Source organism: Weizmannia sp. FSL K6-0777 (genome assembly GCF_038593185.1).
GTDB classification, from domain to species: domain Bacteria; phylum Bacillota; class Bacilli; order Bacillales; family Bacillaceae_C; genus Weizmannia; species Weizmannia faecalis.
The window spans coordinates 1,969,468-1,984,743 of the sequence record NZ_CP151971.1 but is presented as its reverse complement, the minus strand read 5'-3'; the positions used below and the strand labels follow the sequence as shown (position 1 = coordinate 1,984,743).

Annotated in this window: 17 protein-coding genes; 11 read left to right on the top strand and 6 right to left on the bottom strand. The window is 48.6% G+C overall.

What is annotated here, in order from left to right:
- The first annotated feature begins 107 nt into the window (after window positions 1-107).
- From NST70_RS09440 to NST70_RS09425, 4 genes are all read left to right on the top strand, one after another.
- Window positions 108-644, top strand: coding sequence for a hypothetical protein (locus NST70_RS09440; protein WP_026683231.1), 537 nt, complete (start codon window positions 108-110; stop codon window positions 642-644).
- 218 nt (window positions 645-862) lie between these two features.
- Window positions 863-1,234 (top strand): cytochrome c550, encoded by a 372-nt coding sequence (gene cccA, locus NST70_RS09435; protein ID WP_017550550.1) that lies wholly within the window; start codon window positions 863-865, stop codon window positions 1,232-1,234.
- Window positions 1,235-1,324: 90 nt separating this feature from the next.
- The gene (locus NST70_RS09430; protein WP_265115191.1) at window positions 1,325-2,023 is read left to right on the top strand and encodes a tRNA (adenine(22)-N(1))-methyltransferase TrmK; all 699 of its coding nucleotides are present in this window, start codon (window positions 1,325-1,327) and stop codon (window positions 2,021-2,023) included.
- On the top strand, window positions 2,020-3,138 hold the full coding sequence (locus NST70_RS09425) for a Nif3-like dinuclear metal center hexameric protein (RefSeq protein WP_017550548.1): 1,119 nt from the start codon (window positions 2,020-2,022) through the stop codon (window positions 3,136-3,138). Before NST70_RS09430 ends, NST70_RS09425 begins: the two co-directional genes overlap by 4 nt.
- Window positions 3,139-3,403: 265 nt before the next feature.
- Here the strand turns inward: NST70_RS09425 and NST70_RS09420 are convergent, their stop codons facing one another.
- Both NST70_RS09420 and vrrA read right to left on the bottom strand, forming a co-directional pair.
- A complete protein-coding gene (locus NST70_RS09420) occupies window positions 3,404-4,369 on the bottom strand; it encodes a 4-hydroxy-3-methylbut-2-enyl diphosphate reductase (RefSeq protein ID WP_014097996.1) in 966 nt (321 codons plus the stop codon).
- Window positions 4,370-4,659: 290 nt separating this feature from the next.
- The gene (gene vrrA / locus NST70_RS09415; protein ID WP_342474891.1) at window positions 4,660-5,298 is read right to left on the bottom strand and encodes a VrrA/YqfQ family protein; all 639 of its coding nucleotides are present in this window, start codon (window positions 5,296-5,298) and stop codon (window positions 4,660-4,662) included.
- Between the two features lie 211 nt (window positions 5,299-5,509).
- Between vrrA and NST70_RS09410 the strand changes: the two genes are divergently transcribed.
- From NST70_RS09410 to NST70_RS09400, 3 genes are all read left to right on the top strand, one after another.
- Window positions 5,510-6,820: a DEAD/DEAH box helicase gene (locus NST70_RS09410; RefSeq protein WP_014097999.1), complete on the top strand. Its 1,311-nt coding sequence runs from the start codon at window positions 5,510-5,512 to the stop codon at window positions 6,818-6,820.
- 15 nt (window positions 6,821-6,835) lie between these two features.
- Complete coding sequence (locus tag NST70_RS09405; RefSeq protein ID WP_014098000.1) at window positions 6,836-7,735, top strand: deoxyribonuclease IV; 900 nt, start codon at window positions 6,836-6,838, stop codon at window positions 7,733-7,735.
- A 263-nt stretch (window positions 7,736-7,998) separates the two neighbouring features.
- Window positions 7,999-9,369, top strand: a complete 1,371-nt coding sequence (locus NST70_RS09400) for a C40 family peptidase (protein ID WP_014098001.1) — start codon at window positions 7,999-8,001, stop codon at window positions 9,367-9,369.
- A gap of 41 nt (window positions 9,370-9,410) precedes the next feature.
- Here NST70_RS09400 and NST70_RS09395 read toward each other — a convergent pair whose 3' ends face one another.
- Window positions 9,411-9,665, bottom strand: coding sequence for a DUF2624 domain-containing protein (locus tag NST70_RS09395; RefSeq protein ID WP_014098002.1), 255 nt, complete (start codon window positions 9,663-9,665; stop codon window positions 9,411-9,413).
- Between the two features lie 208 nt (window positions 9,666-9,873).
- On the opposite strand from NST70_RS09395, the gene NST70_RS09390 reads away from it, so the two are divergent.
- From NST70_RS09390 to NST70_RS09380, 3 genes are read left to right on the top strand one after another with little or no spacing between them, the layout of a single operon-like run.
- Window positions 9,874-10,632, top strand: coding sequence for an ABC transporter ATP-binding protein (locus tag NST70_RS09390; protein WP_014098003.1), 759 nt, complete (start codon window positions 9,874-9,876; stop codon window positions 10,630-10,632).
- A gap of 14 nt (window positions 10,633-10,646) precedes the next feature.
- A complete protein-coding gene (locus NST70_RS09385) occupies window positions 10,647-11,504 on the top strand; it encodes a metal ABC transporter permease (protein ID WP_014098004.1) in 858 nt (285 codons plus the stop codon).
- A gap of 2 nt (window positions 11,505-11,506) precedes the next feature.
- Window positions 11,507-11,938, top strand: coding sequence for a Fur family transcriptional regulator (locus NST70_RS09380; RefSeq protein ID WP_014098005.1), 432 nt, complete (start codon window positions 11,507-11,509; stop codon window positions 11,936-11,938).
- 237 nt (window positions 11,939-12,175) lie between these two features.
- Here NST70_RS09380 and NST70_RS09375 read toward each other — a convergent pair whose 3' ends face one another.
- The 3 genes from NST70_RS09375 to NST70_RS09365 form a co-directional block, all read right to left on the bottom strand.
- Complete coding sequence (locus tag NST70_RS09375) at window positions 12,176-12,769, bottom strand: nucleotidase (RefSeq protein WP_014098006.1); 594 nt, start codon at window positions 12,767-12,769, stop codon at window positions 12,176-12,178.
- A 123-nt stretch (window positions 12,770-12,892) separates the two neighbouring features.
- Window positions 12,893-13,993 carry a flavodoxin-dependent (E)-4-hydroxy-3-methylbut-2-enyl-diphosphate synthase gene (ispG, locus tag NST70_RS09370; protein ID WP_128890997.1) on the bottom strand — a complete coding sequence of 367 codons (1,101 nt, stop codon included), beginning with the start codon at window positions 13,991-13,993 and terminating at the stop codon, window positions 12,893-12,895.
- A gap of 107 nt (window positions 13,994-14,100) precedes the next feature.
- A complete protein-coding gene (locus NST70_RS09365) occupies window positions 14,101-14,433 on the bottom strand; it encodes a hypothetical protein (protein WP_014098008.1) in 333 nt (110 codons plus the stop codon).
- A 182-nt stretch (window positions 14,434-14,615) separates the two neighbouring features.
- Here NST70_RS09365 and sodA point away from each other — a divergent pair, with 182 nt between their 5' ends.
- Window positions 14,616-15,224 (top strand): superoxide dismutase SodA, encoded by a 609-nt coding sequence (sodA, locus tag NST70_RS09360; protein ID WP_014098009.1) that lies wholly within the window; start codon window positions 14,616-14,618, stop codon window positions 15,222-15,224.
- Window positions 15,225-15,276: the final 52 nt, after the last annotated feature.

Genomic DNA, 15,276 nt, shown 5'->3' with positions numbered 1-15,276 from the left:
CAGGCGCCTTGTTTTTAGTTTACTTCCTCGGGAAGTAAACTTTTTTCTTGCAAAAAAAAGGATTTTCCGCCCGCTTGTCGAATAGGTTACACAGGATGTGTTGAAAAATGGACGATAAGAGAAAACAAATCATTGTCAACGAAATTAAAATGTGGAAAGAGACCAAAATGATTCCACAAGAATACTGCGATTTTCTACTCGCGATCTATACGGAGGGAAATGAGGCCAATACCCGCAAACAAAACGGCGCAGGGAAATCCGTTAAAAAACAAGCCGCGGTTTCTGTTTTCATTCTTGCCCTCATTGCAATCGCTGTATTTGTCATTTATTTTACTGAATTACATTTTATTTTGCAAACGATGATTTTGACAGCTTTTGTCGGATGCTTACTTTTTCTGGGAATTCATTATGCTAATAAAGAAATTTTTTACCCGGTTTTCTTTGTTGGCGCCGCGATTATTTTGCTGCTTCTCAGTGTGTTTTTGAATGAAAAGGTGTTTGGAAATCACCGCTATACTTTATATTTGCTGCTTTTTGTCAACTGCGGGTTGTGGCTTATCGCCGGAAAGGCATACAAGCTGCTGTATTTTACCTTATCGGGGTTTCTCGGCCTCGTCATCTTGCTGGTCTCTATAGTAATATAATGTATAATTTTCAGTTTTCCTGTTGCCCTTTTCCGGCCCGCCTGCAATTGTATCACTTTATTGAATTTTTTGCTGCTTTTATTATAATACAAGATGAAAGCGCATTCAACCGTTATTTTTAAGTGGAAAGGCTTTCTTTCAAAAGAATTTTCAGTTAAAATGGAGGAGATGGGCACGGTAAATACGCTGGAAAAGCGGAAAAACAAGGGGGGAATGTATTGAAAAGAAATCCTGTAATCCCATATGTGCTGATTATGGTATTCGGGCTTGCCCTTATCTTTTTTCTTTCCGTGAAAGGGATCGGGGATGCGAAAGAAGTGGCCAAAGAAAAGGAGCATCCGAAGCAAACCGAAACCGCCTCCTCGGAAAAGTTTGATCCGGAGAGCTTTGCCAAAAAGACTTGCGTGACCTGCCACGGAAATAATTTGCAAGGCGGGGCCGGGCCGAATCTCCACGGCATCGGCAAGAAATTGTCCAAAGATAAGATTAAAGATGTACTCAGGAACGGCACGAGCGGCGGTATGCCAGCCGGACTTGTCGAAGAAGACCATATTGATGAAATGGCGGACTGGGTATCAAAGCTAAAATAAAGGGCAGGTTCACCGTACGGGGGGCATCCCCCTTTTTTTTATGGCAAAAAGTGGCTACAATAGAGGTATCACATGTAAAGTGGTGAAGAAATGAACAGCGGGAAACTTTCAAGAAGGCTTGAATCGGTGGCGGCTTTTATTCCGGCCGGCACTGTATTGGCAGATATCGGGTCTGACCACGCTTATTTGCCCGTTTTCTGCGTGAAGGACGGTAGCGTAACAGCGGCGGTGGCCGGAGAAGTGGCGGAAGGGCCGTACCATTCGGCGCAAAAGCAAGTGGAAAAAGCAGGGCTGACTGAAAAAATCAGCGTCCGGAAAGGAGACGGGCTTGAGATCTTGGCTCCGGGCGAAGCGGGATGCATTACGATTGCCGGGATGGGCGGCGCATTAATCGCCTCTATCCTCGATCGCGGAAAAGCAAAACTAAACGGCAAAGAAACGCTCATCCTGCAGCCGAATACCGGGTCGCACATTGTCCGCGGATGGCTGGCGGAAAACGGATGGGCCGTCACAGGAGAAGACATTCTCGAGGAAGACGGGAAAATATACGAAATTATCGCGGCAGAGTACGCGGGCCGCCATGTGGTGCTCACGGAAGCGGAACGCCTGATGGGCCCGGTTTTAATCAAAAACCAAAATGAAGCTTTCCGGAAAAAATGGCGTAATGAAATCGAAAAATGGCAATCCGTGCTCAGCCATCTGGAGCAGGCAGACGCAAGCCCGGAAATTGAAGAAAAAAAGCGTGTATATCGCCATTTGATTGCTTTGGCAGAGGAGGTTCTAACATGAAGCATGCGAACGGGCATGATGTCATCCAGCTATTTGAGCAGTTCGCACCGAAAAAGTTTGCAATGGACGGGGATCCGGTCGGGCTCCAAATCGGGCAGTTAAACGGGCCGGTGAAAAATGTGCTGGTGGCGCTTGATGTGTTGGAAGATGTGGTGGACGAAGCGATCGAAAAGGATGTCCAGCTGATTATCGCCCACCATCCTTCCGTTTACCGGCCGTTAAAAAACATGGCGACAGATACCCCCCAGGGCCGGCTGATTGAAAAATGCATCCGCCACGGGATTGCTGTCTATGCCGCCCATACGAACCTTGATATCGCAGAAGGGGGTGTAAACGATTTGCTGGCGGAGGCGCTCGGGCTCCGCGATACGGAAGTATTATCGCCTCTTTATGAAGACAAATTGAGGAAACTGGTTGTTTTTGTCCCGGTATCCCATGAAGAAGCCGTAAGAACGGCGCTTGGAAATGCCGGTGCGGGGGCGATCGGGAATTATAGCCATTGTTCTTTCTCTGCCCGCGGTACCGGCCGTTTTCTGCCGAGGGAAGGGACAAACCCGTTCCTCGGGGAAGCGGGAAAGCTCGAAGCAGCAGATGAAACAAGGATTGAAACGATTTATCCCGTGTCGATTGAAAAACAGGTGCTTTCTGCGATGCTTGAGGCGCACCCGTATGAAGAGGTTGCCTATGATATTTATCGGGTCTTAAATGAAGGCCGGAAGTATGGGCTCGGCCGGATCGGCGAAATCGAACGGGAAATGGCACTGCGGGAATTTGCGGAACATGTTAAAAAAGCGCTCGAAGTTCCGGCATTGCGCGTCGTCGGAAATCTCGACGAAAAAGTGAAAAAAGTAGCTGTTCTCGGCGGAGACGGCAACAAATATTTTGCTGAGGCAAAAAAGGCGGGGGCCGATGTGTTCGTCACCGGGGATTTTTATTACCATAACGCCCACGATGCACTGGCGCTCGGGCTGAATGTTGTAGACCCCGGACATAACGTGGAGAAGGTGATGAAAAAAGGGGTCGCGGCTTATATGCAGAAAGCATGCAGGGAGCATCAGCTCGATGTCCGCTTTATTGCATCCGAAGTGAACACAGACCCGTTTCAGTTTCTTTAAAAAACGCCCGGGCCGCTCGAAGTAGGGAAAAAGACGGCCTTTTTTAACCCGGGTCCCGTTATCCTAAAAAGATTGCGATAGCTCATTTTCCTTCTTTTGGACGGGGCCCCGTTGCATCTCGTATGGACTAAAAATACACACCAATTGATTTTCATGATGCTGCATTTTTTCCAGCATGGATGATGAAAGGCAAAAGGGCGGAGTCCGGTGGGGATCCGCCCTTTTGCTTATATTCCATTCCGGCCGGAAGCGTTTCAACCAGGTTTCAAGCTTTTTGGCCGGAAGAACGGTGCGGCGCTTTCACTTTCGGCAAAATTTTGGTTAACGGTACGTTCCGCTTTCGTTCCCAGGTTGATTCGTCTTCCGGGTCAAATTTTTCAAGAAATGCTATGACTTCACGTACGATCGGCGTCGGTGTTGATGCCCCTGCCGTTACGGCAACTTTTTGTACACCTTCAAGCCACGCCAGCTCAATTTCTTCGACATCGGCAATCCGGTATGCTTTCGTGCCGGCAATTTCTTCTGATACTTGGGCGAGGCGGTTTGAATTGTTGCTGCGCGGGTCGCCGACTACAAGCAGCAAATCAGCCTCCCCGGCCTGCCTGGCAACGGCTTCCTGGCGAATTTGCGTCGCATGGCAAATTTCATTGTACGTTTCTGCATGCGGATATTTCTTTTGGATAAGTTCCATTAAATCCGCCACGTCCCATTGGCTCATCGTCGTCTGGTTTGTTACAATGATTTTATCATTGCGGATATCGAGGGCTTTAACGTCTGCTTCCGTTTCGACGAGATGGACAATCGCAGGTGCGACACCGGCTGCCCCCTCGGGTTCCGGATGGCCTTTTTTACCGATATAAATCACATCATAGCCTTCTTTTTCTTTTTCACGGATTAAATCATGGGTTTTCGTTACATCCGGGCATGTGGCATCAATGGCCGTCAAGCCTTTTTTCCGGGCAAGTTCGCGCACTTCGGGGGAGACGCCGTGCGCGGTAAAAATAACGGTGCCTTTCTCCACCTTTTCGAGAATTTCTTTGCGGTTTTTGCCGTCGAGCGTAAGGATCCCGTCTTCTTTAAAGGCATCAGTCACATGCTGGTTGTGGACGATCATGCCAAGAATATAGATGGGACGCGGCAAAGTTTTATCCATTGCGGCGTTGCGGGCAATGACCATTGCGTCAACAACGCCGTAGCAGTAACCCCGGGGGGAAATTTTCAGCACTTCCATCGCGATCCTCCTAACAGGGTGCCGGAACACCGGCATCCGGGCTGGGAAATGAGTCTATTACATTTGTATTATATCGGAATGCGGCAAAGAATACAAAACGGGTTTTTGCACAGCCGGCCGTGCCCGAAATATGGCGCGCTCCCGGAAGGATGGAAAAGCAGAGGCTAATGCCAGCTTTTAATAGAACGAACCGTCTATACGCGGGTGCAAACTTTTGGTGCGCCAGATACCGAATGGTTCCCGGCCACAGAAAAAACCGTCTGCACACGGGTACAAACGGTTTTGGCGCCTTAAATAAACAATTTCGGCACGGAGACTCCTTTTTCCGGGCGTTTTTCGTCATTTTTGCTTTCTGCGGCTTGAGATGCGGGACGCTCCGCTTGCCGGTTGCTTTTTTTCTCTTTTGCTGGCGCAGGTTTTTTGTCTTTGCTGCTTAATTCGCGATTTTCCTGCTCATCCTGCTCATCCTCATTCGGGGCATTTTTCAGGCCGCGGTACAGTTTCCACATCGCTGGCAGATTTTTGACGAGCGGGCCGACCTGCTGAATCTGCTGGATCATCGGGCCGACCTGCTGCGCGGTTTTTAAGACATTTTGTGTATTGTTTAAAAACGAACTGATCGAAGAAGGATTTGCGATGGATTTGAAAAGCGATCCGCTTCCCCCGGCGGCACCCCGCTGGAAGGCAGCTGCCGGGTTGGCGGCTGCGCTTTGTCCGCCCCTTTGGAACAGTCTGGATAAAAGCCCTCCGCCCCGTCCTGCAGTTGCGCCTGCTCTACCCGGAAATCCCGGCATTTGCCCTCCGGCTCTGAATAGCCCGGGCATGCCCGGCCCGCCCAGGCGGTTCCCGGCAAACGGATTTCGCTGCATTCCGCCGAACGGGGACGGACTTTGCCGGCCGAAAAAGGGCGACATATTTCTTGGCGGCATCCATTTGACCCCCTTTCTGTTTGGCTTTTTCGTTCAATATTACAATATGCAGGCCAAACGGAAACGTCTGGCATGCAAAAAAAGTTTCTTTCTGCCTGTAAACGGCACAAAAATTTCCATTTGCATACGGGGGCATGCGGAAATTGGCATTTTTCGCGGATGTCGATTATAATAACAAGACGTTCTGCTGCATGAGAGAAGGAGTGGAAACATGAACGGAACAAAATGGGAAGATTTCGGTTTTAAATCATTTATCGAAAAAGCGATCGAACATAAAGGCTTTGCCGAACCGACGGAAATACAGCGAAAAATGATTCCGCTTGTTTTGCGGGGGGAAAGCGCTATCGGACAGTCGCAGACGGGAACGGGGAAAACACATGCTTATGTGTTGCCGCTTTTGCAAAAAGCAGACCCGTCTCTTGCGGAAGTCCAGGCGGTGATTACGGCCCCGACGCGGGAACTGGCGGCACAGATATACCATGAAATCCAGGAAATTTTAAAATGGGAAGAAACAGGCCGTCTTACCGCTAAACTATTTATCGGCGGGACGGACAAGCAGCGGGATATCAGCAAACTGAAAAAACAACCGCAAATTGTAGTTGGCACACCGGGCAGGGTAAATGATCTTGTGAAAGAACAGGCGTTATTTGTCCATACAGCGAAAACGTTTGTTGTCGATGAAGCGGATATTATGCTCGATATGGGCTTTATCGTGGATGTCGACCAAATCGCGGGGAGGATGTCTGAAAAACTGCAAATGCTCGTGTTTTCGGCAACCATTCCCGAAAAATTAAAGCCGTTTTTAAAAAAGTACATGGAAAATCCGAAATTCGAGCAGGTAGCGCCGCGCCAAATCGCAGCGAAAAAAATTGAACATATTTTGATCCCAAAACGCGCGCGGGAGAAAATGGACGTGTTGCATGATGTCCTCGAGGCGTTTAACCCGTACTTGGCGATTGTATTTGCAAACACAAAAGCGATGGTGGATGAAATTGCAGCAGGGCTCTCAGCAAAAGGGATGAAAACGGCCCGCATCCACGGAGACCTCTCGCCGCGGGAACGGGCGAAAACGATGAAACAAATCAAAAACCTGGAATACCGGTACATCATTGCCACTGATTTGGCCGCGCGCGGGATTGATATCGAAGGGGTCAGCCATGTTGTAAACTACGAGCTGCCAAAAGATTTAACGTTTTACGTCCATCGCGCCGGCAGAACGGCCCGCGCCGATCTGTCGGGCATATGCGCGACCATTTACGAACCTTCCGATGAGTTTGCCCTCACCCAGCTTGAGAAAATGGGGATTGCATTTCTCTACCGCGATGTGCGCCGCGGCGAATGGGTGGAACTGGGCGATCGGAACCGCCGCAAAAAGCGGGTAAAAAAGGCGGATCAAACGGAGACTGCGGCGAGAAAGGCAATCGGCAGGCCGAAAAAAGTGAAGCCGGGCTACAAAAAGAAAATGGAACGGCAGATCGAAATGCTGAAAAAACGGCAAAGGAAATTGCAAAAACGGAAATAAAAGGGGAGAAACAGCATGCTTAAAATTGGTTCACATGTCTCGATGAGCGGCAAAAAAATGCTGCTTGCGTCAAGTGAAGAGGCGGTTTCATACGGCGCCAACACATTCATGATTTATACGGGCGCACCGCAAAATACAAGGCGGAAGAAAATTGAGGACTTGAACATTGAAGCCGGCCTTGCCCATATGAAAGAACATGGCATAGAGGAGATTGTCGTCCATGCGCCGTATATCATCAATATCGGCAACACAACAAATCCTGCGACATTTGAACTCGGTGTCCGTTTTTTGCGGTCGGAAATTGAGCGGACGGAGGCGATCGGAGCGAAGCAGATCGTTTTGCACCCGGGCGCCCATGTTGGTGCAGGGCCGGAAAAAGCGATCAAGAAAATCATTGAAGGGCTGAATGAGGTGCTTGTTCCGGAGCAAACCGTCCAGATTGCGCTTGAAACGATGGCCGGCAAAGGATCCGAATGCGGCAGGACGTTTGAGGAACTGGCGGAAATTATAGACGGCGTCAAATACAATGACAAGCTTTCCGTTTGCTTTGATACTTGCCATACCCATGATGCCGGCTATGATGTGAAAAACCGGTTTGATGAAGTGCTGGATGAATTTGACCGGATCATCGGCATTGGCCGCCTGAAAGTATTGCATGTCAATGACAGCAAAAATGAAGCCGGCTCGCACAAAGACCGGCATGAGAATATCGGGTTTGGCCATATCGGATTTGAAGCCCTTGACTATATCGTGCATCACCCGGCGCTTTCTGACATCCCGAAAATTTTGGAAACCCCTTATGTCGGCGAAGACAAAAAGAACCGCAAGCCGCCGTACAAATACGAAATTGCCATGCTTAGAAACAGGAAATTTGACGAAAATCTGCTGGCCAAAATTGTGGAGCAGCCCGCTTGAATCCTGGTCAGGTTTTAAAGCCGCTGAAACAAAACGGTGAGACACTACATTCTTAGTGTCTCATCGTTTTTTGCATCTGGACAGTTTCAGTGGTTTTCGTTTGGCCGGGATTTTTTAAAAATAAACCTCCATTTGCAAAATGAAATATAACTGTAATCTATTTATCAAACCATCAATGCTATAATCAGAAATATCAATAGATTAATAGAACGGAATCTACACATAATGAGAAAAAGCCGATACATAGCAATGGAGGCGTTAAGGTGAATAGGAAGTTTTTGTCGTTAACCGCTGCTGCAGTGATCGCAGGCAGCGCTTTCGTCCCGCTTAGCAAAGCAAATGCAGAAACCGCTGTCAAGAGCATTCAAAACGAGGAGTCGGCCGTTAAGGAAAGCATTTCCGGCAAGCAAAACGAGATTGCGAAGATCGCAGAAAACGCGAAGCAGCTTCAGTCGGATATGGAAAAAATTTCGGCTAAGATCCGCCAAACCAATCAGAAAATCAGTGAAAAAACGCAAGAAGTGTCAGAGACGAAAGACGAGGTCGCATCGTTAAATGAAAAAATGAAAGAAACGCAAAAAAGAATAGAAGAGCGCAACAACGTGCTTGCCCGGCGTGCGCGTGACATTCAACAAAAAGGCGGAGCGGATAGTTATCTGAATGTGCTGCTTGAATCCAGCAGCCTGAGCGATTTTGTCAGCCGAGCGCAAGCGTTAACAACGTTTGTCCAAGCAGACCGCGCCATTTTAAAAGCGCAGGAAAAAGACAACAAAACATTAAATACAGCAAAAGCTGAAGTGGAAAAGAAGCTTCAGAAAGTGCAGTCGGATTTAGCTGAGCTTGAGGAGTTGAAAGAAGCAAACAAATACCAGCTTGCGGACCAGAAAAGCTTAGAAGCGGCGCTGAAGGAGCAAAAACAAGCTGCTGCAGCTGAATTGGCGAAGCTGAAAGACAAGGAAGCTTCCTTAAACGCGCAGGAAAAAGCAGCGCTCGCTGAACTGGAAAGCAAAGAGACCGAGACCGCACCATCTGCTACTGCTGCAAAATCTTCCGCGCCTCAGGAATCGAAGCAGGATGATTCCGCCTCTACCGGCACGAGCACCGGAAGAGACGATTCAAATGGAGAAACTGCGGCACATACACAGAAGGAAAAGACAAAGTCCGGATCCCGCGCAAAACATGTGGCGCGCGTACCTTCCTTTTCTGATGACGGCAGCGCTTCAAACAACGGTTCCGGAACGGTTGAAAAAGCGATCAGCGCCGGTTCAGCTTTAATCGGGCACACTTCCTATAAAATGGGCGGCGGAAGAACGAAAAGCGACATTGCAAACGGGCTTTTTGACTGCTCCTCATTTGTTCATTGGGCCTACGCACAGGCAGGCGTGAACCTGGGTGGCTCCGGTGCGAATACGGATACGCTTGCAGGGCTTGGGCAAGCGGTCAGTGCTTCGCATATGAAACGGGGAGACCTGGTCTTTTTCAATACTTATAAGTACAACGGCCATGTGGGCATTTACCTGGGCGGCGGCAAATTTCTCGATTGCAATAGTTCAGATGGCGTTTCCATCGACACCATGAGCAGCGGTTACTGGAAACAGTGCTTTAATGGCGTTGTCAGGCGCGTAGTGAAATAAGGAAGAACCGGCCGAAAAGCTTTTTCCGGCCGGTTCTTTTTCTATTTTGCCAATAAGACAAACACCCGGTTGATTTCTTTTGCGGTGAGCGGGCTTGTAATTTTTGCAATGTCTTTCAGTGCTTTGCTGCGGGCCTCGTCATCAAAGATGTCCAACTGTTTTCCCCGCACATAATCCGCGATTTTTTCCGCATCTTCGCGGCTGATTTTCACGTTAAACTGCCGCGCGTATTTAAAAAGTTCCGCGCCGGTAATGATATTCACCTTATAATTGACCATATTTTGAATCAGTTTCAATATCCATCACTCTCCCCGCTTCATGTATATGCGGGCCGGGAAGAAATGTTTCAGATGCTTATGGAAGGGGATATTGCCGCGGAGGAAGAAAAGCGATAAGAAGGCGGCAATTACCGGCATTTCCACGTGAACCCCTCCGCGCTTTACAATCTTTCGGAAAGAAGGTATAATGTTTAAATCGGAATGATTCTGATTGAGGAGTTTGCGTATGGAAGAATATGTTGTAGAAGTTTCTGGCCTCTCTTTCCGTTATGACCGGCAGAATGTGCTGGAACAGATCGATTTAAACATACCAAAGGGAGCGTTTCTCGGCATCATTGGCCCGAACGGTTCCGGAAAATCAACCCTGCTAAAGCTCATGCTCGGGCTGTTAAAACCGCAGGAAGGGGAAATCCGCCTTTTCGGCACGCCGCTCAGCCGCTTTAAAGACTGGAGCCGGATCGGTTTTGTCTCGCAAAAAGCCAATGCATTTAATACTGGTTATCCTGCGACCGTTTTAGAAGTGGTCGAAAGCGGCCTGGTGAAAAAAACCGGCCTGTTCCGTTTCCTTGGCCCCGGCGCCAGAAAAGAAGCAATGGAAGCGATCCGCTCAGTCGGGATGGAGGCGTACGCCCATCAAAATATTGGCGAGCTAAGTGGCGGCCAGCAGCAGCGTGTGTTTATCGCGCGGGCCATTGTCAGCAAGCCGGAGATTTTGATGCTGGATGAGCCGACAGTTGGTGTGGACCAGCGCCATGTCCGGTCTTTTTACGAAATGCTGGAGCAGCTGAACAGGGAATGGGGCATTACCCTGATTCTTGTCACACATGATATCGGCGCCGTTTCCGACAAAGTGACGCATGTTGCATGCTTGAACCAGCATTTATATTTCCATGGCGACATCCACGCGTTTCAGCAGTTGGATGAAGAAAAACGTTCATCCTGGTATGCCCACGATGTCCGGTTGCTGGCGCATGAACATGGGTGAGAAGGAGAAACCGAATGATTGCTGCACTTTTTCATTATCATTTTTTACAAAATACATTTTTGGCCGGCATTTTAATCGGCCTGATTGCCCCTTTGATCGGTAGTTTTATTGTCGTACGCCGTTTGTCGCTGATTGCGGATGCGCTCAGCCATGTCACATTGTCCGGGATTGCGATCAGCCTGTTTTTAAGCAGCAAGCTTTCTATTCTTGCCGGGTTGAACCCGCTTTATATTGGCACCGGCTTTTCCGTGCTCGGATCCGTGCTGATCGAGCGGTTGCGCGGGGTTTACCGGCATTATGAAGAACTTGCGATTCCGATTATCATGTCGGGCGGGATTGGCATCGGGCTGATCTTTATTTCTGTGGCCGGAGGGTATAATGTAGATTTGATGAATTACCTGTTCGGCAGCGTAAGCGCGGTAAGCCAGGCTGATCTTTGGCTCATTCTGGGGATTGCCGTCATTGTGGCGGCTGTGATCCTTTTGCTGTATAAGGAACTTTTCCTGCTTTCTTTTGATGAAGAATATGCAAAAGTGTCCGGTATTCCTGCGAAAACGATCCATTTGCTGTTTATGGTGCTGATTGCGCTTGTGATTTCGGCTGCGATGCGGATCGTGGGGATTATGCTTGTATCCGCGCTGATTACGCTCCCGGTAGCGGCCAGCATCCGCATCAGCCGGGGATTTAAACAGACCATTTTGTTTTCCGTTCTTTTTGGCGAAATTTCCGTTTTGGGCGGGCTGGTTACGGCATTTTATCTGAATTTGCCGCCCGGTGGTACAATTGTGGTGATTTCCATCGTCATTTTGCTTTTGGCGGTTTATATGAAACGATTCCGGCCCGGTGCCGGTTTGAACAAAAAGAAGGTGTGAACATGCTTTTGGATGAGGCAATTGAAATCTTGAAGGAAAACGGCTATAAGCATACAGGAAAAAGGGAAAAAATGCTCGATTTGTTTTCGGAGAGCAATAAGTATTTGACGGCAAAAGACGTGCTCGAATGGATGAAAGATGCGTATCCGGGCCTCAGTTTTGATACGATCTACAGGAATTTATCGCTTTTTGCTGAACTTGGCATACTGGAAGTGACAGAGCTGTCCGGTGAAAAGCATTTCCGTTTCAAATGCTCGACAAACCACCACCATCACCATTTTATTTGCCTGGCGTGCGGGAAGACGAAAGAAATCCCGGATTGCCCGATGCCAATGGTGAGCGGTTTGGAAGGGTATGCCATTTCCGGCCATAAGTTTGAAATTTACGGCACGTGCCCGGAATGCATGGCAGATGAAACGCGGCAAAATATTTAACAAACCCTGCTTCCGGCAGGGTTTGTTTTTGCTATATAAGTTGAACGAATGTGTTGCCAGAATCCATATCGATCCTGATCGTAGTAGATGTTGGCGCGAAAAACTGAAGTTCATTTTATGATTTTGGATATTTTTCAAGACGCCTTCCGGGAAAAATAACCCGGGCGCAGGCACGCGGGTCACCGCAAAAAGCTATCCGCAACCCAGCCTGTCCCTTACAGAAACCCGGATAAGCCCTTAATCGCGTGCGGAGCGGCTGGACTGGGTGATCCAGCGTCTGACCCAGTCATCCGCTTCTTTCCAATTTTTCACCCGGTATACATTGTCCGGGACGGGATCCCGGTTGTATGGGGTGTCAAACAGAAGGACGGGGATGCCGAGCGTTTGCGCAATGGCGGCCGCATTGTCATGTTTGTCTTCCAAAAACAAATCAACGTTGTACTTTTTTGCGGTTTCCACTTTGTGATGCGTGCCGATCAGCTCGATATGATGGTATTTCAGCTGTTGTTTTGTAAACCAGTTTTTGGTCACATCAAGGAGATAGGATGCGCGTGCGCTGATAAAATACAGCTCAAACCGGTCTGCCCATTTGTTTAACACTTCTTTTGCCCCTTTTGCAACCGGGGATTTTGCATAGATCACAGGCTCCGAGCGGATAAACCAGTCGGCAAATGTCCCGGCAGGAATATCGACGACATCTGTGATCTCATACTTCGTTAAGTCTTCATATTTCAGGTCAATGTGAAAGGCATCGTTAATGAACGGAATAAGCGTTTCAGGATCTGTCACAGTCCCGTCAATGTCAATGCCGAAACGGTATTTTTTCACCATGGTGCGCCTCCTTTTCCGTTTTGAATGTGAAGCGATCGTGCCGCCTGTTGTCCGGGCCAGGCCTGGAAGATAAAAGTTGCCGCGCATGAAGAAACACCGGCTTGTTTTACGCCGGTGTTTCGGTCAGACGGGGTTCACGTTTTGCGCGGCCTGTTTTTGGTAATACGCTTCGGCAAGCATGTCGATTTCTTTTTTCAATTCTTCTACCATTTTATCTTCCGGCACTTTCCGTATGATTTTCCCTTTGCGGAACAGGAGGCCTTCCCCGCGTGCACCGGCGATCCCAATATCCGCTTCTCTTGCTTCACCGGGGCCGTTGACGGCGCAGCCGAGGACGGAAACTTTAATCGGCGCTTTTATGGTCTGTAAATATTCTTCGACTTCGTTTGCAATGCTGATTAAATCGATCGCAATCCGGCCGCAAGTCGGGCATGAAACGAGCGTCGGGGCATTGGAGGAAAGCCCGAATATTTTCAGCAGTTCACGCGCGACTTTCACTTCTTCCACCGGGTCGGCGCTTAAAGAAATGCGGAGCGTGTTGCCGATTCCCATATTTAAAAGCGTCCCAATCCCGGCGGCACTTTTGATGGTGCCGGAAAACAGCGTCCCGGATTCAGTAATACCGAGATGGAGCGGGTAGTCAAATGTCCGGGCCGCTTTCTCGTACGCTTCGATGGCAAGGCGGACATCCGAGGCTTTCATCGAAACGATAATGTCGTGAAAATCCAGGTCTTCCAGAATCCGGATATGGTGCAGGGCGCTTTCGACCATGCCGTCTGCTGTCGGGTATCCGTATTTTTGCAAAATTGGTTTTTCAAGGCTTCCAGCATTGACGCCGATCCGGATCGGAATGCCGCGCTCTTTTGCCGCTTTCACGACCGCTTCGACTTTTTCGCGCTTGCCGATATTACCCGGGTTAATCCGGATTTTATCGACGCCGCCTTCAATTGCGATTAACGCAAGCCGGTAATCAAAGTGGATATCCGCGACAAGCGGGATATGGATTCTTTTTTTTATGTCGGGAATAGCCCTTGCCGCCCGTTCATCCGGGACGGCAACGCGCACGATCTGGCAGCCTGCTTCTTCAAGCCGCTCAATCTGGCGGACAGTTGCATCGACATCATGTGTTTTCGTCGTCGTCATACTTTGAATGAATAATTCATTGCTGCCCCCGATCGTCAAGTTACCTACCTTGACAGGGCGCGTTTTTGTACGGTGTATGATCTCACCCAAGGATATTCGCTCCTTTAATGATCTATCAGTCCATAAACATTTTACCAACTTACATTTTACCAATTTACTGCCCCGATTGACAAGCCATACTCCGGTTTTTACCGGGATTCGCCGTAAATGGGAAACCGGTATGTTTGTCCAATTTGGATGTCTTCCGGTGCAATTCCGCCGTTTAGTTTGCTGAAATCGCGGATCACTTTTTCAATCGAAGGCGCCGTCCCGCCTGATATTTTTTTGACAATCGTAAGCACCGTGTCACCGGAATGGACCTTGGCTGTGACATACGGACCGTGGGTTGTTTCAGGTTGTATGGCAACGTTTTTTTCGGTTGTTTCTTTAGCATTCGTCGGGATTGTGCCTGCGTGGAGATCGTAGTAGATGCTGTAAGAGATAAGGGCAACGATAAAGAGCGCAAATATTTTTTTCAACATGGACATTCCCTCCTTTTATGAGTGCTACCAGTATATGCCGGTATGCTGTAATTAGAACCCGGGATGATTCTCAAAAATGCAGGCGAAAAATTTGCCATTTATCAATCGGTTTTGGTACATTAAATATGACAAATCTTTGAATCTTTTCGGTTCAAAACACTACATAAAGGAGGAATAAAGATATGACGTACACTTTACCGCAATTGCCGTATGCGTATGATGCCCTGGAGCCTTATATTGACAAGGAAACGATGAACATCCACCATACGAAGCACCATAATACTTATGTCACCAATTTGAACAAAGCGTTGGAAGGCCATGACGACCTTGCTTCCAAATCCGTTGAGGACTTAATTTCGGATTTGAATGCGGTTCCGGAAGAAATCCGTACAGCGGTTCGCAACAATGGCGGGGGACATGCCAACCACTCGTTGTTCTGGACGTTGCTTTCGCCAAATGGCGGTGGCGAACCGAAAGGCGCACTGCTTGACGCGATCAACAGCAAATTCGGCAGCTTTGAAAAATTCAAAGAACAATTTGCAGCGGCTGCAGCGGGTCGTTTCGGTTCCGGCTGGGCATGGCTTGTTGTCAATAATGGCGAGCTTGAAATTACAAGCACCCCGAACCAAGACAACCCGCTTTCCGAAGGCAAAAAACCAATTCTTGGCCTTGATGTTTGGGAACATGCTTACTACTTGAAATACCAAAACCGCCGTCCGGAATACATTTCTGCATTCTGGAATGTCGTGAACTGGGACGAAGTGGAAAAACTGTACGAAGCAGCGAAATAATCGCGATCCATTTAAAAAAGGGCGTGCCGCGCCATTTGCGTGCACGCCCTTT